This window comes from Caballeronia sp. TF1N1 (assembly GCF_022878925.1).
Lineage (GTDB): Bacteria > Pseudomonadota > Gammaproteobacteria > Burkholderiales > Burkholderiaceae > Caballeronia.
Map to the genome: position 1 here is coordinate 1,661,670 of NZ_CP084626.1, position 23,774 is coordinate 1,685,443.

Annotated in this window: 18 protein-coding genes; 11 read left to right on the forward strand and 7 right to left on the reverse strand. The window is 64.2% G+C overall.

Annotated elements, in window-relative coordinates:
* Positions 1-47 precede the first annotated feature (47 nt).
* From LDZ28_RS07715 to LDZ28_RS07730, 4 genes are all read left to right on the forward strand, one after another.
* A complete protein-coding gene (locus LDZ28_RS07715) occupies positions 48-6,077 on the forward strand; it encodes an Ig-like domain-containing alpha-2-macroglobulin family protein (RefSeq protein ID WP_244825356.1) in 6,030 nt (2,009 codons plus the stop codon).
* 4 nt (positions 6,078-6,081) lie between these two features.
* A complete protein-coding gene (gene pbpC, locus LDZ28_RS07720) occupies positions 6,082-8,304 on the forward strand; it encodes a penicillin-binding protein 1C (protein WP_244825357.1) in 2,223 nt (740 codons plus the stop codon).
* A gap of 228 nt (positions 8,305-8,532) precedes the next feature.
* On the forward strand, positions 8,533-9,141 hold the full coding sequence (locus tag LDZ28_RS07725) for a helix-hairpin-helix domain-containing protein (RefSeq protein WP_244825358.1): 609 nt from the start codon (positions 8,533-8,535) through the stop codon (positions 9,139-9,141).
* Between the two features lie 163 nt (positions 9,142-9,304).
* Positions 9,305-9,763, forward strand: a complete 459-nt coding sequence (locus LDZ28_RS07730) for a YidB family protein (RefSeq protein ID WP_244825359.1) — start codon at positions 9,305-9,307, stop codon at positions 9,761-9,763.
* Positions 9,764-9,941: 178 nt separating this feature from the next.
* Here the strand turns inward: LDZ28_RS07730 and clpB are convergent, their stop codons facing one another.
* Together clpB and LDZ28_RS07740 are read right to left on the reverse strand one after the other, a co-directional pair.
* Positions 9,942-12,539 carry an ATP-dependent chaperone ClpB gene (gene clpB, locus LDZ28_RS07735; protein ID WP_244825360.1) on the reverse strand — a complete coding sequence of 866 codons (2,598 nt, stop codon included), beginning with the start codon at positions 12,537-12,539 and terminating at the stop codon, positions 9,942-9,944.
* 188 nt (positions 12,540-12,727) lie between these two features.
* Positions 12,728-13,213: an Rrf2 family transcriptional regulator gene (locus tag LDZ28_RS07740; protein ID WP_244825361.1), complete on the reverse strand. Its 486-nt coding sequence runs from the start codon at positions 13,211-13,213 to the stop codon at positions 12,728-12,730.
* A gap of 312 nt (positions 13,214-13,525) precedes the next feature.
* Between LDZ28_RS07740 and LDZ28_RS07745 the strand changes: the two genes are divergently transcribed.
* A complete protein-coding gene (locus LDZ28_RS07745) occupies positions 13,526-14,068 on the forward strand; it encodes a group III truncated hemoglobin (RefSeq protein ID WP_244825362.1) in 543 nt (180 codons plus the stop codon).
* A gap of 177 nt (positions 14,069-14,245) precedes the next feature.
* On the opposite strand, the gene moaE is transcribed toward LDZ28_RS07745, so the two are convergent.
* From moaE to glp, 3 genes are read right to left on the reverse strand one after another with little or no spacing between them, the layout of a single operon-like run.
* Positions 14,246-14,710 (reverse strand): molybdopterin synthase catalytic subunit MoaE, encoded by a 465-nt coding sequence (moaE, locus tag LDZ28_RS07750; RefSeq protein WP_244825363.1) that lies wholly within the window; start codon positions 14,708-14,710, stop codon positions 14,246-14,248.
* Between the two features lies 1 nt (position 14,711).
* On the reverse strand, positions 14,712-14,969 hold the full coding sequence (gene moaD, locus LDZ28_RS07755) for a molybdopterin converting factor subunit 1 (protein WP_244825364.1): 258 nt from the start codon (positions 14,967-14,969) through the stop codon (positions 14,712-14,714).
* An 11-nt stretch (positions 14,970-14,980) separates the two neighbouring features.
* Positions 14,981-16,243: a gephyrin-like molybdotransferase Glp gene (gene glp, locus LDZ28_RS07760; protein WP_244825365.1), complete on the reverse strand. Its 1,263-nt coding sequence runs from the start codon at positions 16,241-16,243 to the stop codon at positions 14,981-14,983.
* A gap of 430 nt (positions 16,244-16,673) precedes the next feature.
* Here glp and LDZ28_RS07765 point away from each other — a divergent pair, with 430 nt between their 5' ends.
* The 6 genes from LDZ28_RS07765 to LDZ28_RS07790 all read left to right on the forward strand — a co-directional run bounded on the left by LDZ28_RS07765 (position 16,674) and on the right by LDZ28_RS07790 (position 21,834).
* A complete protein-coding gene (locus tag LDZ28_RS07765) occupies positions 16,674-17,219 on the forward strand; it encodes an NUDIX hydrolase (protein WP_244825366.1) in 546 nt (181 codons plus the stop codon).
* A 27-nt stretch (positions 17,220-17,246) separates the two neighbouring features.
* Positions 17,247-17,978, forward strand: coding sequence for a leucyl/phenylalanyl-tRNA--protein transferase (gene aat / locus LDZ28_RS07770; RefSeq protein ID WP_244825367.1), 732 nt, complete (start codon positions 17,247-17,249; stop codon positions 17,976-17,978).
* 102 nt (positions 17,979-18,080) lie between these two features.
* Positions 18,081-18,899: an arginyltransferase gene (locus LDZ28_RS07775; RefSeq protein ID WP_244825368.1), complete on the forward strand. Its 819-nt coding sequence runs from the start codon at positions 18,081-18,083 to the stop codon at positions 18,897-18,899.
* Between the two features lie 188 nt (positions 18,900-19,087).
* Complete coding sequence (locus LDZ28_RS07780; protein WP_244825369.1) at positions 19,088-20,110, forward strand: quinone-dependent dihydroorotate dehydrogenase; 1,023 nt, start codon at positions 19,088-19,090, stop codon at positions 20,108-20,110.
* Positions 20,111-20,221: 111 nt separating this feature from the next.
* A complete protein-coding gene (locus tag LDZ28_RS07785; RefSeq protein ID WP_244825370.1) occupies positions 20,222-21,013 on the forward strand; it encodes a transporter substrate-binding domain-containing protein in 792 nt (263 codons plus the stop codon).
* Between the two features lie 161 nt (positions 21,014-21,174).
* Entirely contained in the window at positions 21,175-21,834 is a 660-nt protein-coding gene (locus tag LDZ28_RS07790) for an amino acid ABC transporter permease (protein ID WP_244825371.1), read from the forward strand.
* A gap of 19 nt (positions 21,835-21,853) precedes the next feature.
* Here the strand turns inward: LDZ28_RS07790 and LDZ28_RS07795 are convergent, their stop codons facing one another.
* Positions 21,854-22,867 carry a Gfo/Idh/MocA family protein gene (locus LDZ28_RS07795; RefSeq protein WP_244825372.1) on the reverse strand — a complete coding sequence of 338 codons (1,014 nt, stop codon included), beginning with the start codon at positions 22,865-22,867 and terminating at the stop codon, positions 21,854-21,856.
* A gap of 112 nt (positions 22,868-22,979) precedes the next feature.
* Positions 22,980-23,738, reverse strand: a complete 759-nt coding sequence (locus LDZ28_RS07800) for a FadR/GntR family transcriptional regulator (protein WP_244825373.1) — start codon at positions 23,736-23,738, stop codon at positions 22,980-22,982.
* Positions 23,739-23,774: the final 36 nt, after the last annotated feature.

The following is a 23,774-nucleotide window of genomic DNA, read 5'->3' on the forward strand; positions in this document are numbered from 1 at the left end:
AGGGCTCCAGTAGAATCGCGCGGACAAGAATTACTCGGAACGAGTGGATGAGCCGCGTCATGAAAAAACAAAAATGGATTCTGGCCGCAACCACCCTCATCGCCGCATTCGGCATGAGCGTCGCGATGTATCGGGCCGATGCCGCGCGCGTCGTGACCGTGTCGCCACAAGGCAAGGTCGCGCAAGTGCGTCAGGTCGTCGTGAAGTTCGACGAAGCCATGATCGCGTTCGGCAGTCCGAGCGCCGCCGCGCCCGGCAAGCTCGCCTGTAGCGGCGCGCCCGCCGCAGCCACCGCCGGCGGCGCGCGCTGGATCGACGAAAAAACCTGGGCCTACGATTTCAACGCGGACTTGCCGCCAGGAGTGCGCTGCGGCATCGACCTCAACAGCGGCCTGAAATCGAGCGCGGGCAACGCGCTGTCCGGTCCCAGCCACTTCGCGTTTCAGACGGGCGGGCCATTCGTTACGCGCCTCGAGCCGAGTTACGGCGATATCGAGGAAGACCAGACCTTCGTGCTGCGGTTGAACGGCCCGGCCACGCAAGCGTCGGTGCTCGATCACGTCTGGTGCGAATCGAGCGCACTAGGCAACCGCATTCCCGTAAGGACGTCCGACGACGCCACGCGCGGCGCGCTTCTCAAACACTTCGGACTCGCTAAGGAAAGCGACCGCGTGCTCACGCTCGCATGCGGGCAAACGTTGCCGTCCGGCTCGAAAATGCAGCTCGTCTACGGCGCGGGCGTCACCGGGCCGAGCGGCATGCCCAACGATGTCGAGAAGCGCTTCGACTACAAGGTGCGCGATCCGTTTTCCGCGAGCTTCACGTGCGAACGGGAGAACGCGAACGCGCCCTGCACGCCGCTGCGCCCGCTCAGGCTCATGTTCACCGCGCCGATCAGCCGCGCCGACGCCCAGAAGTTCGCGTTGCGTGGTCCCAAAGGCACGGTCGCGCCGCACTTCGATGAAGACAGCAAGGACGCGGAAGTCGAAGCAGTAGAATTCGCCGCGCCGCTGCCGGAGCGCACCGATCTCACCATCGAGGCGCCCGCCAATCTCAAGGACGTGAGCGGCCGCACGCTCGCCAACGCCGACTTCTTCCCGCTCAAGACCGCGACCGCGCCCATGCCGCCGCTCGCGAAGTTCTCGTCGGGCACGTTCGGCATCATCGAGCGCTTTGCAGAGCCGGACATGCCCGCCATGTTGCCGGTCACGCTGCGCCATGTGGAAGCCGACCTGCACGTGCAAGGGCTCGACTCGGGCACCTCGCAGATCACCAAGCTCAGACTCGACGCCGACACCGACATCCGCCAATGGATGCGCAACGTCGATTTGTTCGACGGCATCGGCATGTCGCGCTCGTCGATCGAAGCGCGCATGCCCTCGCTTTTGAAGAACGGTATCGCGCCCGTCATCGTGCCGGAATCGGACGGCACCGTGAGCCGCGATCCGACCATCGACATTCGCTCGCTTTCGCTCTTGAGAAAGCGCGCGGGCGTCGAAACGCTCACGCTGCCCGCCGCCGATCCCAAGGCGCTGCGTCCCTTCGAAGTCGTCGGCATTCCGCTCGCGAAGCCGGGCTTTTATGTCGTCGAACTGGCGTCGCCGGCGCTCGGCGCGTCGTTGATGGGTCGGAACAAGTCGATGTTCGTGCGCACGTCGGTGCTCGTCACGAACCTCGGCGTGCACTTCAAGCAAGGGCGCGAGAACAGTCTCGTCTGGGTGACGACGCTCGACAAGGGCAAGCCCGTCGCCAATGCGGATGTACGCGTGACCGACTGCAACGGCGATCAAGTGGCCACCGGCAAGACCGATGCGCAAGGGCTCGCGACCATCGGCAAACCGCTCGCGGCCATCCGCGAATGCAACGAGAACAGCTTGTCGTACGGCGGCTTCTTCGTCTCGGCGCGCGTTACCGATCCGGTCACCGGACCCGACATGGCCTTCGTGACCTCGGACTGGAATCGCGGCATCGAATCGTGGCGCTTCAACGTGCCGACCGACATGAGCACGAGCCGCACGGTACGTGCGCACACCATTTTCGATCGCACTTTGCTGCGCGCAGGCGAAACCGTGTCGATGAAGCACCTGATGCGCGTCGAAACGCTCAAGGGTTTCGGCTTCCCGCCGAAGTATCCGACGCGCGTGACGATTCGTCATATCGGCAGCGGACAGACGTGGCACATGCCGCTCGCGTGGAGCGCCGATCACAGCGCCGACTCGAGCTTTGCCATTCCCGCCGCGGCCAAACTCGGCGAATACAGCGTGACGCTCGATAACGGCGCGGCCAGCGACACCAACGACGCGAGCGACGACGGCGGCGAAGGCAGCAATGTCACGCAGTCGTACGAGACAGGCAGCTTCCGCGTCGAGGAATTCCGTCTGCCGGTGTTCAAGGGCACGGTCTCGGCGGGCGACAGCAAATCGGCCGGTCTGATCGCCGCGCAAGAAGCGCCGGTCGATGTCCACCTCGAATATGTGCAAGGCGGCCCGGCATCGAACCAGCGGGTGCAAGTGTCGGCGCTCGTGCGCGACACGTCGCCGCCCTTCGCTTCAGACTACGATGCATTCAGCTTCTCGCCGTATCGCAAACCCGCGGACGATGGCGCGAGCGCGCCCGCCGAGGACGAGGACAGCGAGCAGCAGACGGAGACCACGACGAAACTCGTCGCCGACAAGCTGCGCGTGACGCTCGATCGCAATGGCGACGGCAAGCTGATCGTGAAGCCGTTGCCCGCCGTCGATTCACCCAAGCGTCTCGCGCTCGAAGCGAGCTTCGCCGACCCGAACGGCGAGATCCAGACCATCAGCGGCAGCGCCACGCTCTGGCCCGCCGCGGTCGCCGTGGGCGTGAAGGCGGCGCATTGGGCGTCGGTCGGCGGTTCGGTGCCGGTGCAAGCGCTTGCGCTCGATCTGCAGGGCAAGCCGCGCGCGGGCGTATCGGTTGAAATCAAGGGCATGGCGCGCGTGATGTCGAGTTCGCGCAAGCGCATGGTCGGCGGCTTCTACGCCTACGACAACCATTCCGAAACGAACGACCTGGGCACGCTTTGCAGCGGCAAGAGCGACGATCACGGCATCGTCTCGTGCGATGCCAAGCTCAAGACCGCCGGCAATATCGATCTGATCGCCGTCGCGAAAGACGGCGATGGCCGCACGGCCAACGCGAGCACGTCGGTCTGGGTCACGCGCGAAGACGAACTCTGGTTCGGCGGCGAGAACACGGACCGTATCGACGTGCTTCCGGAAAAGAACAGCTACGAGCCCGGCGAGACCGCGCGCTTCCAGGTGCGCATGCCCTTCCGCTCGGCCACTGCGCTCGTCGCGGTGGAGCGTGAAGGCATCATCGAAACCCATGTGGTCGAACTGAACGGCAAGGACCCGACCGTCGAACTGAAGGTCGAGCAAGCGTGGGGGCCGAACGTCTACGTGTCGGTGCTCGCGTTGCGCGGACGTATCCATGAAGTGCCGTGGTATTCGTTCTTCACGTGGGGCTGGAAAGCGCCGGTCGAATGGGCGCACGCGTTCTGGTACGAAGGCCGTCAGTATCAGGCGCCGACGCCGCTCGTCGATCTCTCGAAGCCCGCGTTTCGTTACGGGCTGGCATCGATCAAGGTGGGCACGGCATCGCACAAACTGGCGGTGAGCGTCACGCCGGACGCGAAGTCGTACACGGTGCGCGCCAAGGCGCATGTGAAGGTCAAGGTCGCGTTGCCTGACGGCAAGCCCGCGCCCGCAGGCACGCAGATCGCGGTCGCGGCCGTCGATGAAGCCCTGCTCGAACTCATGCCCAACCAAAGCTGGAACGTGCTCGACGCGATGTTGCAGCAGCGCGCCTACGGCGTGGAAACATCGACCGCGCAGATGGAGATCATCGGGCGGCGGCACTTCGGGCGCAAGGCGGTGCCAGCGGGCGGCGGCGGCGGACATAGCGCCACGCGCGAACTCTTCGATACGCTCCTGCTGTGGAATCCGCGCGTTACGCTCGATGCAAACGGAGAAGCATCCGTCGATGTGCCCTTGAACGACGCGCTCACGCGCTTTCGCATCGTCGCCATCGCGGCGGTGGGCGCGGGACGCTTCGGCACGGGCAGCGCATCGATCCAAAGCACGCAGGACTTGCAACTCATCTCCGGGTTGCCGCCGCTCGTTCGTGTGGGCGACGCATTCCATGCGCAGTTCACGCTGCGCAACACGACGCAGCGCACCATGCGCGTCGTCGTCACGCCGCACGCCGGTTCGCTCGCGCTCGACGCACGCACGGTGGAACTCGCGCCGGAATCATCGCGGGAAGTTGCTTGGGACGTGACCACGCCCGACGTGCTCGGCATGAACGCATCGGCGAGTCTCGCCTGGGACGTGAGCGCGGTGGAGCAAGGCAGCGCTTCGGCCACGAAGCCCGCGAGCGATGCCGTCAAGCTCCAGCAGCGCGTCGTCGCGGCCATTCCGGTCACGACGCAGCAAGCGACCATCGCGCAGGTGGACGGCACGTTCAGCGTGCCCGTCGCGCCGCCCGCCGATGCCAGCACGTCGAGCAACGGCGCCGTGCGCGGCGGTATCGCGGTGTCCTTGCAGCCGAAGCTCGCGGACGGCTTGCCCGGCGTGCGACGCTGGTTCGAACGCTATCCGTATAACTGCCTCGAACAGCAGACTTCGCGCGCGCTCGGCCTCATGGACGCAGCGCAATGGCAAGCCGTGCTCACGCGCATGCCGTCGTATCTGGATCGCGACGGTCTCGCGAACTACTTCCCGCCCTACGACGACGAACGTCCGACCGGCAGCCCGACGCTCAGCGCGTACTTGCTCGCGGTATCGGACGAAGCGTCGAAGCTCGACCGCCGTTTTGCAATGCCCGCGGAATTGCGCGATCAGCTCGCCGCCGGTCTCGCGAATTTCGTCGACGGCAAGCTCGAACGCAAGTTCTGGGCGCCGCGCAACGACCTCGACTTCGAAAAGCTCGCCGCCATCGAAGCGCTTTCGCGCTACGGTCTCGCGCAGCCGCGCATGCTCGGTTCGATCACCGTCGCGCCGGATCAATGGCCGACCTCGGCCGTGCTCGACTACTACGCGATACTTTCGCGCGTGGACGGTATAGCCGATCGTGAAGCGAAACGCGCGCAGGCCGAACAGATCATCCGTGCGCGGCTCACGTATCAGGGCACGCGTCTCACGTTCTCGACCGAACGCGACGACGATCTCTGGTGGCTCATGACTGGCAGCGAAACCAACGCCGCGCGCACCGCACTCATCTTCGCAAACGCGCCCGCGTGGAAGGACGAGATGCCGCGACTCGTGGCCGGCCTCCTCGCGCTGCAGAAAAACGGCGCATGGCAGACCACGACCGCCAATCTTTGGGGCTCGCTCGCGGTGGGACGCTTCTCGCAAATTTTCGAAAGCACGCCGGTCACGGGACGCACGAACATTGCGCTGGGCGCGGCGACGCAGAGCGTGGACTGGAGCGCTGCCGCGCCTGCATCGGCGTCGTCGTCGGCGACCCCGATCACTAAGAGTGTCAACACGCGCAGCAGCTTGCTGCCGTGGTCAACCGGCTCGCTCACGTTGACGCAAGACGGCACGGGCAAACCTTGGGCAACCATCGAAAGCCTTGCGGCCGTCGCGTTGAAGGCGCCGTTCGCGGCGGGCTATCGCATCGTGAAGACGGTGACGCCGGTCGATCCCGCCGTGAAGGGCGTGCTCTCGCGCGGCGACATCGTGCGCGTGCATCTCGACATCGACGCGCAAAGCGACATGACCTGGGTCGTCGTCAACGATCCGATTCCCGCTGGCGCGACCATTCTCGGCTCCGGTCTCGGACGCGACTCGGAAGCGGCGACTTCCGGCGAGAAGCCGGATCGCGGTTCGTGGCCTGCCTTCGTGGAACGCGGTTTCGAAGGGTATCGCGCGTATTACGACTATCTGCCGAAGGGCAAGCTGCAAGTCGAATACACGATGCGGCTGAATAACGCCGGTTCGTTCGGCCTGCCGCCGACGCGTGTGGAAGCGCTCTACGCGCCGTCATCGTTCGGCGCATTGCCCAACGCGACGGTCGTCGTGAAGCCGCTCGCCGCCAGCGCGAAGTGACGCCGTGAAGCGCGCCCTGTGCTTTCTGATCGGCTGCGTCGTGGCAACGGCGGCGTGCGCGGCGCCGAGCTTCGACGAGGTGCGCGCGAACTGGCGCAGTTCCGACTGGGTGCTGTTGTCGCGCGATGGCGAACCGCTGCAACGCACGCGTGTCGATACGCACGCGCGGCGCGGCGACTGGGTTGCGCTTGCGGATGTCTCGCCCGCGTTGCGTGAGGCCATCGTGGTTTCGGAAGACAAGCGCTTCTACGACCACGCGGGCGTCGACTGGCGCGGCGCGGCGGCGGCGGCATGGGCGAATCTTTGGAACACCCGCACGCGTGGTGCATCGACGGTGACGATGCAGCTCACCGGACTCATCGACGACGATAACGGCAAGCCGAACGGCCGCCGCAATATCGGCGAAAAGGCGCAGCAGACAGTAGGCGCGCTATGGCTCGAACGGAGCTGGCGCAAGGATCAGATTCTCGAGGCGTATCTGAATCTCGTGCCGTTTCGCGGCGAGATCGTGGGTTTGTCGGCGTTGTCGCAGACGCTTTTCAACAAGGCGCCGTCCGGGCTCGATGAACGCGAGGCCGCACTCGCCGCCGCGCTCGTGCGCGCGCCGAATGCGCGTTATGACAAGGTCGCGTCGCGCGCCTGCGTCATCTTGCGCGACATGCAGGCTTTGCATACGAGCGACAAGACGCACGCGAACGACCCGTGCGTCAACCTGGACAGCTATGTGCAACTGACGCTCACACGCACCGCGTCGGCGCCGGGCTTCGCACAAGGCGACGACGCGCTCGCGCCGCATTTCGCGCGGCGCGTTGCAAGCGAAACGCATCCCAAGGCGGGCGATCGCGTGCGCTCGACGCTCGATGCGCATGTGCAGCGCTTCGCGCGCGACACGCTCGCGCGCACGCTTGCCGAACTCAACGCGCGGGCTCATCCGCGCAATGTGCACGACGCGGCGGCGGTGGTGATCGACAACGCATCCGGCGATGTGCTCGCTTGGGTCGGTTCGGCGGGCGGCTTGTCGAACGCGCCCGAAGTCGATGCGGTGCTCGCCGCGCGGCAGGCCGGCTCGACGCTCAAGCCGTTTTTGTATGCGCAGGCCATCGACGAAAAACGCCTGACCGCGGCCACGCTGCTCGACGACGCGCCGCTCGATCTCGCCACCGGCGGCGGCCTCTATATTCCACAAAACTACGATCACGACTTCAAGGGCTGGGTGAGCGTGCGTACGGCGCTCGGGTCGTCGCTCAACGTACCGGCAGTGCGCGCGCTCGTGCTCGTCACGCCGCATCGCTTTGCAAAGACGCTGGTCGCGCTCGGTCTGCCGCTCACGCAAGCGGGCGATTATTACGGCTTCAGCCTCGCGCTCGGCAGCGCGGATGTCACGCTGGCCACGCTTACCAATGCATATCGCGCGCTGGCCAACGGCGGTGTCGCGCGGCCGTCGTTCGATCTCGCGAGCCACGCTGCCGCGCCTGCGGGAAAGCGCGTGTTCAGCCCGGAGGCGAGTTTCATCGTCACGGACATGCTCGCCGACAACAACGCGCGCACGCGCACCTTCGGTTTCGACAGCGTGCTCGCCACGCGCACTTTCAGCGCGGTCAAGACCGGCACCAGCAAGGACATGCGCGATAACTGGGCCGTCGGTTTCACTTCGCGATACACCGTCGGCGTGTGGGTCGGCAATGCCGATGGCGCGCCTATGTGGGACGTCTCCGGCGTCACCGGCGCGGCGCCCGCGTGGAATGCGCTAGTCGGCTATCTGCATCGGCGAGCCGCCAGCCACGCGCCAACCGCGCCGTCGGGCGTGATCGAAACGCAGGTCGCGTATCAGAACGATATCGAACCGAAGCGCGGGGAATGGTTCGTGCGCGGCACGCAGATGAGCGCTATCGGCATCACGGCGAACGCGGCGGGCTCAAGCGGAGCGAGCGGCAAAGGGGACAGCCAGGCGGCGCGCATCGGAGCGCCGACCAATGGCACCATCTTCGCGCTCGATCCCGACATTCCGCCCGCGCGCCAGCGCGTGTGGTTCGAACGCTCGGGCAATGGCGCGCTCGCCTGGCGTCTCGACGGCAAGCCGTTCGGCCGCGATGCGCGCGTCGCCTGGCTGCCATGGCCGGGACATCACGTCCTCGAACTCGTCAATGCGCGCGGCAACGCGGTCGATTCAATCGCCTTCGAAGTGCGCGGCGCGTTTCTCAAGACTGCTCAAAGGCCGTCGCGGTAAGGCCGAAGCTTGCCTTGCAGCATGCAAAATATTGATGCGTCATCCAATCTGCATTGCGCGACGTTAAAGATTGTGCGCTCGTGTGGTGCGCGCGGCGGGGTCGTGCACAATGCGAGCCGTCATCGTTCGGGACTTGTTTTTGCCCTATGCTTAACGGCAAAGTCGTTATTCTGTCGTAAGCCCGGACGCATCGATTCATCATTCTTTTCCATTGCCTGGAGTGCCGTCATGCTGAAAAAGCTGCTGATGCTGTGCTTTGCGTTGATGCTGTCCGTCGGAACCGCGTTTGCCGCGGTCGATGTCAATACGGCCGATCAAGCCGCGCTCGATTCCGTGAAGGGCTTGGGTCCGGTGAAGTCGAAAGCGATCGTCGACGAGCGCGCGAAGAACGGCCCGTTCAAGGACGCCGACGATCTCGCGACGCGCGTGAAGGGTCTTGGAACGAAGTCCGTGGCCAAGCTCGAGGAGAACGGCCTGACCATCGGCGGATCGTCGCAGCCGCCCACGGGCAAGACCACGAAGCCCGCCGTGAGCAGCACGCAAGGCGCCGCGCCGTCCAACTCGACGGTCAAATCATCGACAGCCGCCACGGCGGCAACCTCGCCCGCGGCCACCACCGCGCAAACGCCAGCCGCCACGCCGCAAGCGCCGGCTACCGCCACACCTGCTTCGGCTACGAAAAAGAGTTCGCGCAAGTCCAAGGCCGCAAGCGCGGCGGCGGCTGCAAGCGCGGCGCCGGCAGCGACGACGACACCCGCCGCGGCAAGCGATGCGAAGCCTTCGAAGCGCAAGAGCAAGAAAGACAAGGCCGCGAGCGCCGCGGCTGCCAGTCAATAAAAGTTAGAAAAGATCGAGGCGAGCAGGCGACGGCCAACCGCATCATGCCGTCGCCCTTCAACCTCAAGTAGTTCGTCTCAAAGCTCGCGTTTCGCTCTTTTCGCACGATGCAAGCGCGTCACGCGAGCCACCCCACCCCGCAACTTCTCGTAGTGAGACTGCCATGAGCCTAATCGATATCCTCGCCTCCACCCTCGGCAACTCGTCGCAACAAGGCGGCCAACCCGGTCAATCCGGCCAGGCTGCGCTGATCACGGCGGCGCTCGAATTCGTCAACAACCAGCCGGGCGGTATCGCGGGGCTGATCCAGCGCTTTCATCAGGCGGGCGCGGGCGACATCGTGTCGTCATGGATCGGCACGGGCGAAAACAAGCCCATCAGCCCGGACACGCTGAACAACGCGCTCGGCTCGGACAACGTCGGTGCGCTCGCGCAGAAAGCCGGCGTGTCGAGCGATCAGTTGTCGGGCATGCTCGCGGCGGTGCTTCCGCATATCGTCGACCGCGCGACGCCGAACGGCGAAGTGCCCGCCAATGGCCAGATGGATCTGTCGAGTGTGCTCGGATCGCTAGGCGGCCTGGCGGGTCTCTTCGGCAAGAACGAAGCGCCGAAACAAGGCTGAGTCTGATTCATCGCGTTTGTGTTGGACCCCGCAAGCGGTCGCCTTGCGGGGTTTTTGTTTTGCGGGCCGCGGCGTTGGCGTCATCGATCGTTCCCGCTGCCGCCAAACAAAAAGGGCGATGGATCACCCATCGCCCTTTAGAAATCGCCGCCGAAAAACAAGCAGCGATCAACCGCCTTTAGTGCACTACGCGGTCGAACACGAACTTCCCGTCCTTGATATCGACCGGAATGACGTCCTTGGGTCCGAACCTGCCAGCCAGAATCAGCTTGGCGACCGGATTCTCGATCTCCTGCTGAATCGCGCGCTTCAACGGCCGCGCGCCGAACACCGGGTCGTAGCCGACCTTGCCGATCTGTTCGAGCGCCGCATCCGACACGTCGAACTGCATGTCAAGCTTGGCCAGGCGGTCGTGCAGACGCTGCAACTGAATCTTCGCGATCGATTCGATATTCGCGCGATCCAGCGAGTGGAACACCACCACGTCGTCGATCCGGTTCAGGAATTCCGGCCGGAAATGCAGCTTCACCTCTTCCCAGACGGCGTCCTTCACCGCTTCGTGCGGTTCGCCGACCATGCTCTGGATGACATGCGAACCGAGGTTCGACGTCATCACGATCACCGTGTTCTTGAAGTCGACGGTGCGGCCTTGTCCATCGGTCATGCGGCCATCGTCGAGCACTTGCAGGAGCACATTGAAGACGTCCGGATGCGCCTTCTCGATTTCATCGAGCAGGATCACGCTATACGGCTTTCTACGCACGGCTTCGGTGAGATAGCCACCTTCTTCATAGCCGACGTATCCTGGCGGCGCACCGATCAGACGCGCGACGCTGTGCTTCTCCATGAACTCGCTCATGTCGATACGAATGAGATGATCCTCCGAATCGAACAGGAACGCGGCCAGCGCCTTGCACAGTTCCGTCTTGCCGACGCCCGTCGGCCCCAGGAACAGGAACGAGCCATACGGACGGTTCGGATCGGACAGACCCGCGCGCGAACGGCGGATCGCGTCGGCCACCGCGCCGATGGCTTCGTCCTGACCGACCACACGCTCGTGCAGCTTGCCCTCGATCTGCAACAGCTTCTCGCGCTCGCCCTGCATCATGCGCGACACCGGAATGCCCGTGGAACGCGACACCACTTCCGCGATTTCCTCGGCGCCCACTTGCGTGCGCAAAAGACGCGGACGCGTCGGGTTGTTCTGCTCCTGCGACTCGGCCTGCGTCACTTGCTTGAGACGCGCTTCGAGTTCGGGCAGCTTGCCGTATTGCAGTTCGGCCACTTTCTCGAGCTTGCCTTCGCGCTGCAAACGCGCGATGTCCGCACGCGCCTTTTCGATCTCTTCCTTGAGCTGCGCGCTGCCCTGCACGGCGGCCTTTTCGGCGGTCCAGATTTCTTCGAGATCCGAATATTCGCGATTGAGCCGGTCGATTTCTTCCTCGATGAGTTGCAGACGCTTTTGCGATGCCTCGTCCTTCTCCTTCTTCACGGCCTCGCGTTCGATCTTCAACTGGATGAGACGGCGGTCGAGCTTGTCCATCTCTTCGGGCTTCGAATCGATTTCCATCTTGATGCGCGACGCCGCTTCGTCGATCAGATCGATCGCCTTGTCCGGCAGAAAACGGTCCGTGATATAGCGATGCGACAACTCCGCCGCCGCGACGATAGCCGGGTCCGTGATCTCCACGCCGTGATGCAACTCGTACTTTTCCTGCAAGCCGCGCAGGATCGCGATGGTCGCTTCCACCGAAGGTTCGTCGACCAGCACTTTCTGGAAACGCCGCTCGAGCGCCGCGTCCTTCTCGATGTATTTGCGATATTCGTCGAGCGTGGTCGCGCCGATGCAATGCAATTCGCCGCGCGAAAGCGCCGGCTTGAGCATGTTGCCCGCGTCCATTGCGCCTTCGGCCTTGCCCGCGCCGACCATCGTATGAATCTCGTCGATGAAGACGATGGTCATGCCTTCGTCCTTGGCGATATCGCTCAGCACGGCCTTCAGCCGCTCCTCGAACTCGCCGCGATACTTCGCGCCCGCGAGCAGCGCCGCCATGTCGAGCGACAGCACGCGCTTGCCCTTGAGCGTTTCGGGCACCTCGCCGTTGACGATACGCTGCGCCAGTCCTTCGACGATAGCCGTCTTGCCGACGCCCGGTTCGCCGATCAGCACCGGATTGTTCTTGGTGCGGCGTTGCAGAATCTGGATCGAGCGGCGAATTTCGTCATCGCGGCCGATCACCGGATCGAGCTTGCCTGCGCGGGCGCGCTCGGTCAGGTCGACGGTGTACTTCTTAAGCGCCTCGCGCTGACTTTCGGCGTCCTGGCTATCGACCTGCGCGCCGCCGCGAACCGCGTTGATCGCGGCTTCGAGCGCCTTGCGCGTAAGACCATGCTGGCGGGCCACGCGGCCCACTTCGCCTTTGTCGTCCGCGACCGCGAGCAGATACATTTCGCTCGCGATGTAGGTGTCGTTGAGTTTCTGTGCTTCTTTATCGGCGTTGTTGAGCAGGCCCGCGAGATCGCGGCTGATCTGCACGTTGCCGTCCGTGCCCTGCACTTGCGGCAAACGATTCATCGCGTCGTTGAGCGCGTTTTGCAGTGCCTGAACCTGCACGCCCGCGTGCGACATGAGCGAGCGCGCGGAACCGTCCTGCTGCGCGATCAGCGCGGCAAGCAAGTGAACCGGCTCGATGTACTGATTGTCGTGACCGACCGCCAGACTTTGCGCGTCTGACAGCGCTTCCTGAAATTTGGTGGTGAGTTTGTCGATTCTCATTATTGAAAGCTCCAATTCGAATACGACCAAAATGAGGCGCTTTTGGCCGGTTTCAAGCCTTGTTTAGCCGCTTGCGCGCACTTTTTCGCCTGATTTCGAGAAAGCCCGCGCGAGCGTCGGCGCATGAGAATGACCTGTCCGTCCGGTTTTCGTTCACCGTCCGGCCGCGTGCAAGACTGAACCGCGCGTCAGGCAGACGAGCTTTGCATGCGCTCGACCGATACCGGAATCACGCTCACGATGCCAAGCAACTGCGAGAGCTCATCCGCCGGACGCGCGAGTCCGCCGACCGTATGCTTGTCGAGTTCCGCAAGGAAGGCATCGCGCGCCGTCGCGAATACGCCGCGCAACAAGCAGGCCGACTGAATCACGCATTGCCGGTGTGCCTTGTCGCGCGAAAAACAACCGACAATGTCGAAGTCGCTTTCCATTGTGCGCACGATCTCGCCGATCGTCAGGTAAGGCGTGCGCTCGCCAAGTCGCAGTCCGCCATGACGCCCTCGCACCGTTTCCACCCAGCCGAGTTCGCCCAATTGCTGGACTATTTTCATCAGATGATTTCTTGAGATGCCATAGGCCTCGGATATCTCGCCGATGGTCGAAAGGCGGGACGGGCGCACGGCAAGGTAAAGCAGGACGCGCAGGGTGTAGTCGGTGTAGTCGGTCAGTCGCATGATGTCACGATGATTTTGTGCGCGGAACACGCGCATCGAGAACAACGGAGCCAGAGGCACGCGGGCAAACGAAGAGCAGACGGCGAAAGCGGCGCGACGCGGGATGCGCGGAAAAACACCGCGAGTGCGCAAGCGACAACGACCTCCGCGCACACACAAGGTCTAAGATCCTGACGCGGCCTGCCACGAAAAATTGAACGACCGGTCGGATTATCGCTGTTCAAGACGCGACATTTTGCGACAAAACAGCGCCTATCGTCAGCATAATGTGCTGACGCTTGCGTGTAAGCATCCGCATAACATTTATTTGCCATGACCCTTCACGAATCATCTGCCCGCCCGGCTCGCTTTGCGGAACCGGACGAAGCCAACATCCGGACGCTCGTGGAGACGTTTTATCGCCGTGTCGATGACGATCCCCTGCTCGGCCCGATCTTTTCGCGCGAACTGACGGGCCGCTGGGACGAGCATCTCGCCAAAATGACGACCTTCTGGTCGAGCCTCGTGTTGGGAACGAAGCAGTATCGCGGGAATGTGCAGGAGGCGCATCGGCCGCTCGAAGGTATCGCGCCCGAGCATTTCGCACGCTGGCTTACGCTCTTTCTCGACACCGTGGACGCGCGTTACGAGCCGGCCGCCGCCGTGCAGTTCATGGAACCAGCACTGCGGATCGCGCACAGTTTGCAATTGAGCAAGTTCGGCTGGGATTACAAGATTCCCGACGCGCAGCAGGAACTTCTCGCGGCGCTCAAACGGCAGCGCACCGGCGGCCGGGAAGAGCCGCGTTTCGCGGAGCGGCCTCCGGGGGAGGCGTTTCCAGCGAGGTTCGTGGGACGTTCGGCGGATACGAAGTGACGCTCGCGGCTTTCTTCCTCGCCGATCACGCTTGTCTTGCCGCCCAAGGTTTTTGGCTTTTACCCGTTTGCGAGCGCTCTTAGCGCGGTTTCGCGCGCCGCTTTCGTCTCGCCAAACACGCGGTAAGCGGTGGACTTATCCGCGATCGTCGCCTTTTCCTATGGCGATCGCCGCGCTTTAGCTTTTCGGCTTTTGCCAGCGAGCCAGCGCCGTATCATCCGATTCGCGCGCATCGACCCAGCGCTCGCCCGCGTCGGTTTTTTCCTTCTTCCAGAACGGCGCCTGCGTTTTCAAGTAGTCCATGACGAAGGCGCACGATTCGAACGCCTCGCCGCGATGCATCGCCGTGGTTGCGACCAGCACGATCTGATCGAGCGGCTTCAGTTTTCCCACGCGATGCACGATCAGCACGTCCGACCCAGGCCAGCGCGCACGCGCCGACTCGGCAATCTCGTGCAGCGATTTCTCCGTCATGCCGGGATAGTGCTCGAGCTCCATCGTCTCGACCGCGCTGCCTTCGTTCAAGTCGCGCACCGTGCCGACGAAGCACGCCACCGCGCCCACTTTCGGATTGCCCGCTCGCAGCGCGGCGACTTCCGCGCCGAGATCGAAATCCGCCTCCTGTACGCGCACGATCGTCATGTCAACCGCCCGTGACCGGCGGGAAAAACGCCACTTCGCAGCCATCCGTGATGCGCTGCGACGGGTCCGTCATGACGTGATTGCAGGCCATGCGCAACGCACGGCCTTCGGCGAGCGTTTCGGCCCACGCGCCGCCGCGCATGCGCAGCCAGGCGCGTACATCGCCGACATTCACGACGGTGTCCGGCACGCTGACCGTCTCGTTCGCGACACCCAGCGCTTCGCGCACGCTCGCAAAAAATCTCAGTTCGATATGCATTTGATGGCCTTCTACCGCATCAACTCTGAAAAGGGAATGAAGCGCACCGTCTCGCCCGCGCGGATGGCGTGATCCGGCGGATTGTCGATGAGGCCGTCGCCCCACACGGTCGAAGTCAGCACGGCGCTGCTTTGATTGGGAAAGAGATCGAGGCCGCCCGCGTCGTTCACGCGCGCGCGCAGGAACTCGTTGCGGCGGTCGCCCTTCTTTTGGCTGAAGTCGGCACGCATCGAGTAGACGCGCGGCGCGACGTCGCTCGCGCCTGCCAGCCGCAGCAGGAACGGCCGCACGAACAGCAAGAAGGTGCAAAAGCTCGACACCGGATTTCCCGGCAGGCCGATGAAATATGCTTCGCCGAGCGCGGCATCCGAACGTCGCACGTTGCCGAACGCGAGCGGCTTGCCGGGCTTCATCGCGATCTGCCACATGGCGATGCGTCCTTCGGCTTCCACCGCCGGTTTCACGTGATCTTCCTCGCCGACCGATACCCCGCCGCACGTCAGAATCAGATCGTGTTCCCCGGCCGCGCGGCGCAGGGTTTCGCGCGTTGCGTCGAGACGATCCGGCACGATCCCGAGGTCGGTCACGTCGCAACCGAGTTTCGCAAGCAGCGAGCGCAGCACGAAGCGATTCGAGTTGTAGATGGCGCCGGGCGCGAGCGGCTCGCCGGGCATGCGCAGTTCGTCGCCGGTGAAGAAGATGGCGACGCGCACGCGCCGCACGACATCGAGCGCGCCGCAACCGACCGATGCCGCGAGACCCAACGCTTGCGGCGTGAGGCGCGTGCCCGCAGGCAGGATCACCGAACCGCCGCGGATGTCCGCGCCTTGTTGCGTGATCCATTCGCCGGCTGCGGGCGCGTGCGCGAACGCGATGCTGCCGTCGTCCGCCGCACGCGCCATTTCCTGCATGACGACGGTATCGGCGCCCGGAGGCACCGTCGCGCCGGTGAAGATGCGCGCGGCCGTGCCTGCCGTGAGCGGCGCGGCGGCGTGGCCGGCCGGAATGCGTTGCGACACCGGCAGCGCGCGCGGCGCGGCCTCGCTCGCGCCGGCGAGATCGGCGGCGCGGACGGCGTAACCGTCCATCGAGCTGGTGTGCATTGGCGGAACGTCTAGCGGCGACGTGACATCGGCGGCGAGAACGCGGCCGAGCGACGCCGCGGCATCGAGCGTATCGATGCGCTCGGTGCCATCGACCCGATGCGCGGCGTCGAGGAGAAGGCCGAGCGCTTGCGCGGTCGCGAGCATCGGGGGACGAGGAGAAGTGGACATGGAGTTCGTACGGAGCGATGCGCCCGTCAATCGTGAATGGGGAGTAGCTGGCAACGTCAGCCAACCATTGTAGCGAGATGGGCGGTGAGGCGAAGCGCTCTGGCGTTCGCGGTCGTTCGTGTCGTTCGTGTCGTTCGTGTCGTTCGCGGTCGTTCGTGTCGTTCGTGTCGTTCGTGTCGTTCGTGTCGTTCGTGTCGTTCGTGTCGTTCGTGTCGTTCGTGTCGTTCGTGTCGTTCGTGTCGTTCGCTTCGTTCGCTTCGTTCGCTTCGTTCGCTTCGTTCGCTTCGTTCGCTTCGTTCACTTCGTTCGCGTCGCCTGCGCGCGCTCCGCCCGACCAACCGATCGCGCCCCCGCTTTCCGCCTCACCCGCCCTTCATGACGACCCCCGAGCCGGTGATACACTCGCACCACACTTCCCACGTCCATTTCCATGAAATTCTGTTCCGTCTGCGGCCACGAGGTCGCCCTTTCGGTCCCGCCTGGCGACAACCGCGAGCGCTTCGTTTGCGGCAGTTGCGGCACCGTTCACTACCAGAATCCGCGCAACGTCGTCGGCACGGTGCCGGTGTGGGACGACAAGGTGCTCTTGTGCCGCCGGGCAATCGAGCCGCGCTACGGCTACTGGACCTTGCCGGCAGGCTTCATGGAAATGGACGAGACCACGAGCGAAGGCGCATCGCGCGAAACACTCGAGGAAGCAGGCGCGCGCGTCGAGATTCAAAGTCTTTTCACGCTGCTCAACGTGCCGCACGTGCATCAGGTGCATCTGTTCTATCTCGCGCGTCTGCTCGATATCGAAATCGACGCCGGCGAGGAAAGTCTCGAAGTGCGTCTTTTCGAGGAAAGCGAGATTCCGTGGGACGAAATCGCCTTTCCGACCGTCGGCCAGACGCTGCGTTTCTTCTTCGCCGACCGCGCCGCGGGCAACTTCACGCTGCACACGGGCGACATCTTCCGCACGCTGCGCGAAGGCTGAGCGCCTCGCGCATCGACTGCTTCGACCATGGTTCCCTGGCTCGCCGACGACGATCCGTTCCCGCCCGTCGAGCGCGCGCTCGGCGCATCGAGCGGCGCGCCGGGTCTGCTCGCCGCGAGCGCGGAGCTTTTGCCCGCGCGTCTCGTCGATGCCTACCGGCGCGGCATCTTTCCGTGGTATTCGGACGGTCAGCCCGTGCTGTGGTGGAGTCCCGATCCACGCATGGTGCTGATTCCGGACGAGTTCAAAGTCTCCGATTCGCTGCGCAAGACGCTCAAACGCGTGTCGCGCGAGCCGCTCTGGGAAGTGCGCGTGGACGACGATTTCGCCGCCGTGATGCACGCGTGCGCCGACACGCCGCGCGACGGTCAGCGCGGCACGTGGATCACTTCCGAAATCGTTGAGGCGTACTCGACGCTGCATCGCGCGGGCAAGGCGCACAGCGTCGAAACGTGGTTCGACGGGCGGCGCGTCGGCGGGCTTTATGGCGTGTCGTTCGGCAAGATGTTCTTCGGCGAATCGATGTTCGCGCACAAGACCGATGCCTCGAAAATCGCCCTCGCCGCGCTCGTCGCGCACTTGCGCCGCCATAAAATTGGGATGATAGACTGTCAGCAGAATACGGCGCATCTGGCGTCGCTGGGCGGCCGCGAGATCGGCCGCCGCGCGTTCGTCACGCATCTGCGTCACGCGGTCGAAGATGCGCCGATTCCCTGGCGTTTCGATAAATCGGTTCTCGCGGAACTGATCGAGCGCTAGACGACGCAAGGACACCGGAACGGAACCAGGCACCGGACAGGCATCAACCAGGCAACCAGAAACCAGCAACGACGAGACGCCCGCGATACGAGAGCCGCCAACGTGACACATCCGAACGAGCTGCCGCTGTCACCGCTTTCCGCGCTGCAATTCTATGCAACAGCGCCCTATCCTTGCAGTTATCTGGAAGGACGCGTGGCACGCTCGCAAGTCGCGACGCCCAGCCATCTCATCAATTCCGACGTCTACACCGAACTCGTCAAAGCCGGCTTCCGGCGTTCGGGCGTGTTCACGTATCGCCCGTATTGCGACGGTTGCCGTGCCTGCGTGCCGGTGCGCGTGCCGGTGGCGCGCTTCGCCCCGAACCGCACGCAACGGCGCGTCTGGAAGCAGCACGGCAATCTCGTCGCGAGCGTCGCGCCGCTGCATTACGACGAAGAGCACTACGCGCTTTATATGCGCTATCAATCGGCGCGGCACGCGGGTGGCGGCATGGATCGCGACAGCCGCGACCAGTACGAACAGTTTTTGCTGCAAAGCAGGATCAACTCGAGGCTCGTCGAATTCCGCGAGCCGGGCAACGCGGACACGCCCGGCGCATTGCGCATGATCAGCATGATCGACATTCTCGGCGACGGGCTTTCGTCCGTGTACACGTTCTTCGAGCCGGGCCTGCCGCACACGAGCTTCGGCACGTTCAACATCCTCTGGCAGATCGAGCAGGCGAAGAGCCTCGACTTGCCGCACGTGTATCTCGGCTACTGGATTCGCGAAAGCGAAAAGATGGCGTACAAGGCCAACTTCCGGCCGCTGGAAGGGCTGATCGATGGCCGCTGGTCACCGCTCGATCCCGCAACGACGCTTTCCGCCGGGACCTTGCCGATGCCGGGCCGCATCCACAACGTGAGTCAGCCGAAGTAGCAAGCGCCTCGCGCGCGGCAACCTTGCGCTTGACGTTCGGAAAGCCCCATCGGCAGGAAACAACCGCTTCCCCGAATCGCCGCACCTCGCCGACAAAAACTCGCGCCGCAACCATCCACTCCGGCGCCCTCTGCAAAGCCGCTAAAATAGCGGGTCTCAAAAAACTCGCCGTCGCAGGCGTTCACTTCGTGTTCAGCTCCCTTTACCCGCTCGCGCGCTCGCATCTGTTCAAGATGGACGCGGAAGACGCTCATCACCTCACCCTGCGCATGCTGGGCGCGGCCGGCCGCACCGGACTCGCCGGCATGCTTGCCAAACGCGGCCCCGACTCGCCGCGCAACGTGATGGGCCTCGCGTTCCGCAATCCCGTCGGTCTCGCGGCGGGACTGGACAAGGACGGCGCGTGCATCGACGGACTGGCGGCGCTCGGCTTCGGCTTCATCGAAGTGGGCACGGTCACGCCGCGCGCGCAGCCGGGCAACCCGCGGCCGCGCATTTTCCGGCTGCCGGAAGCGGGCGCGCTGATCAACCGCATGGGCTTCAACAACGGCGGCGTCGAACAGTTCGTCGCCAACGTGCAGGCGGCGCGCTATCGCGGCATCCTGGGGCTCAATATCGGCAAGAACGCCGATACCCCGATAGAACGCGCCGCCGATGACTATCTGTACTGCCTCGAACGCGTCTATCCGTTCGCGAGCTACGTGACGATCAATATCTCGTCGCCGAACACGAAGAATCTGCGGCAGCTACAGGGCGCGGGCGAACTGGATTCGCTGCTCGGCGCGCTCAAGGACAAGCAGCAGCGTCTGTCCGATCTTCACGGCAAGCTCGTGCCGCTCGCGCTCAAGATCGCGCCCGATCTCGACGACGAGCAGATCAAGTCGATCGCCGGAACCGTCCTCACGCACGGTATCGACGGCGTGATCGCCACCAACACCACGCTCTCGCGCACCGCCGTCAGCGGCATGCGGCACGGCGAGGAAACCGGAGGCCTGTCGGGCCGCCCCGTCTTCGATGCGTCCAACGTGGTGATCCGCAAGCTGCGCGCCGAACTGGGCGCGGATGTGCCGATCATCGGCGTGGGCGGAATTTTCTCGGGCGAGGACGCGCGCGCGAAGCTCGCGGCGGGAGCATCGCTCGTGCAGATTTATACGGGGCTGATCTACAAGGGACCGGCGCTCGTGCGCGAGTGCGTCGAAGCCCTCGCGTAGGAATATGGAAATAAGCAAACGATCTTACGCATCGCTTGCCTTTTATCTATGATGCCGCACCTGCAAAGCACGGCTCGCCGTCGCGATGCCATTCAAGAGGAATAAAACACGATGAAACTGTCCACGCTCAAGAAAGTGCTCGTCGCCGGTCTGATCGGCGCGTCCCTGTCGGCTGCGGCGCATGCCGAAGACCTGCTCGATTCCGTCAAGCAACGCGGCACGCTGCGCGTCGGTCTGGAGGGCACCTTCCCCCCGTTCAACTCGAAGTCGCCGCAAGGCGAGCTGGTCGGTTACGACGTGGATATCGCCAAGGCGGTTGCCGCCAAGCTCGGCGTGAAGCCCGAGTTCGTGACGACGGAGTGGAGCGGCATCATCGCGGGTCTGCAGGCTGGCAAGTTCGACGTGATCGTGAATCAAGTCGGTATCACCGATGCGCGCAAGGCCACGCTCGACTTCTCGCCCGCCTACACGTACTCGAACGCGCAGCTGATCCAGCGCGCGGATGACAAGCGCGAATTCAAGACGCTCGACGAACTGAAGGGCAAGAAGCTCGGCGTCGGTCTCGGCACGAACTACATGGACATGGCGAAGTCGGTGCCGGGTATCGATGTGAAGACGTATCCGGGCGCGCCCGAATATTTGCGCGATCTGGCAGCCGGCCGTCTGGACGCCGCGCTCAACGACCGTCTGATGCTCGCCTATCTGCTGAAGAACTCGCAACTGCCGCTGCGCACGGGCGCGAATCTCGACAAGGGCAGCCCGTCCGGCATTCCGTTCAAGAAGGGCAACCCGAAGTTCGCCAAGGCGATCGACGACGCCATGACCCAGCTCGAACAGGACGGCACGTTCACGAAGATCTCGCAGAAGTGGTTCGGTATCGACGTGACCAAGCCCGCGAAGTAAGCCTCGTTCCCGCGCGCCGAAAGGCGTTGCGGACGTTACGAGCGTAACGCGCGGCTCGAGGGCGGCATCGTCTGACGGTGTCGCCCTTGTCTTTTTCGCGCGCGGTTTATGATGTGCGCTTTGCGCGGCAACCTGCCCGCTCTCCTTCCTGCTTCCCGTTCATGTCCACGACCTCCCTGCTCGTTCAATCGGCCCCGGTGCTGGCGCAAGGCGCGCTACTGACGATCAAGTTCGCGCTCTATTCGATGTTCTTCGGACTCATCGCGGGCGTCGTCCTGGCGTTGATGGGCATAAGCCGCAGCCGCGCGCTCGTCGCCATCGGCCGCTGCTATGTGAGCGTGATGCGCGGCACGCCGCTGCTCGTGCAGATCTTCGTGATCTACTACGGCCTGCCGAGCCTCGGCATTTCGCTCGACCCGACGCCCGCGGGCGTGATCGCGCTGTCGGCGAACGTCGCGGCGTATCTTTCGGAAAGCATGCGCGGCGCGATTCTCGGCATCCCCAACGGGCAATGGCTCGCCGCCTACAGTCTCGGTTTGTCGCGCGCGCAGACGCTGCGTTACGTGGTCGGGCCGCAAGCCTTGCGCATTGCGGTGCCGAGTTTGTCGAACAGTCTCATCAGCCTGATCAAGGATACGTCGCTCGTCTCGGTCATCACCGTGACGGAGTTGCTGCGCAGCGCGCAGGAAGTGATCGCGGCGACGTATCAGCCGTTGCCGCTTTATCTCGCGGCGGCGTTCGTCTATTGGGTGCTCTGCAGCGTGCTGGAATTCGTGCAGCGCAGGTTCGAAAGACGCCTCGCGCTGCCGGGCCGGCATTGAGCTGCACGGGCGGCGAACGCTAATCTGCCTCGAACGGGAAGCGCACGTTCAGATCGCGCCGCGCGGCATCGATGATGGCGATCATGCGCATCGACATGGCGTGCGGCATGATCGGGCTTTCGGTGGCGCCCGCGCGCAGCAGCTCGCAGAAGTGCGCGGTCTCGTAGTTCAGGCCGCCGCCGCTGAAAGGCTCGTCGAGTTCGACGCGGCGTCCGTCCGTATAAACGATGCTCGCGCGCGCCGGGTTCCACCAGTTCTCGTGGATCGTCACCGTGCCTTGAGTGCCGCCGATGAGTGCATCGCCACGACCTTGCAGATCGAGCCCGCAGAATATCTGCGCGATGCCGCGCTCGTGGCGCACGTTGAGGCTCGCGAAGACATCCACGCCCGTTTCGCCCACGCGGCCGATCGTCTGCACGTCGAGCGCCTCGCCGAGCCAGTCGACCGCCAGAAACGCTTCGTAGACGCCGATATCGAGCAACGCGCCGCCGCCCGCTTCGAGTGAGAACGACGGATGATCGAGCGGCACGCCGGCTATCGAACAGCCCGCGCGCACGAGTCCGATCTCGCCGATGGGATCGCGCGCAAGATGCTCGCGCAAGCGGCGATAAAGCGGATAGAACGGCGGCTTCATCGCTTCCATGAAAAGCAGCTTGGACGCGCGCGCGGCGTCGATCATGATCTGCAAGGTGCGCGCGTTCACGGCGGCCGGTTTCTCGCAGAGCACGGCCTTGCCCGCTGCGAAGGCACGCAGCGCGTATTCGGGATGACTGTCCTGCATGGTCGCGATATAGACCGCGTCGATCTCGCCGAACATGGCGTCGAGGTCGTCGAAGGCGCGCGCGCCATGCGGTGCCGCCAGCGCGCGAGCGGGTTCGGCGCGTCGTGACCAGACGCCCGCGAGTGCCGCGCCATCGACATGCCCCAGGCTTTCGGCAAAGCGCCGTGCAATGCGTCCCGCACCCACGATGCCCCAGCGGATCGCGTTCGTCTTTCCCGTGTTCGTCGTCGTGTTCGTTTCGGTATTGCTCAAAGCCGGTCTCCCGCGAGATGTTCATCGTGGGAGGCATTGTGCCTCAAGGAACCGCGCGGCCAAATGCAAAAAGCCGGGACAGGTCCCGGCTTTTCACGCGATACGGACGCCGTTACGCGCCTGCCGGAGCATTCACGCTCGGCGGCTGCGCCGGATACTGCGGGCTCGAGCGCTCGAGCGAGAACGCGCGGCCCACTTCTTCCGCCGCGAGGTCGACGAGTGCGCGCGTCGCGCGCTCGGCTGCATCGGTATCTTTCGATTCGATGGCTTCGACCACGAGCCGCTGCGCCGCAAGCGTCGCTTCGCGCACCGACTCGATGCCGTCGACGATCGGATTCACCGTCACGAGCGCACCGCGCACGATCGCCGTCATCTGGCGAAAGAACTGATTGCCGCTCGCCGCCACGATACGCGTATGCAGCACTTCGTCGGCGGCCTGATATTCCGGCTCGCCAACCTGCAATTGCGAAAGCGCGTCGAAGGCATCGCGAATGCCGGCGATCTCGTCAGGCGTCGCGCGGGCTGCTGCCAGCGCGGCGGCACGGGGCTCGATCAGCATGCGGAATTCGATTACATCGCGCAGAAACGTCTGATCGGGCTTCGCGCGAAAACGCCAGCTCACGACATCTTCGTCGATCAGGCGCCAGTCGCTCATCGGCCGGATGCGCGTGCCGGTTTTCGGCCGCACGTCCAGCATATGCCGCGCGAGCAGCATGGAGAGCGCTTCACGCATGACGGTCCGACTTACGTCGAACTCCTTCGAGAGGATGTCCTGCGGCGGCAATATCGCCCCATATTTCTGCTCGACGATCCCTGAGACGAGTCCGTCCATGACCTTCGCCACCAGCGATCGCTCTTTGTTTTCATCCATCTCGCTTCTCCCCTTTGTCGCCTGTCCGTAGCCATG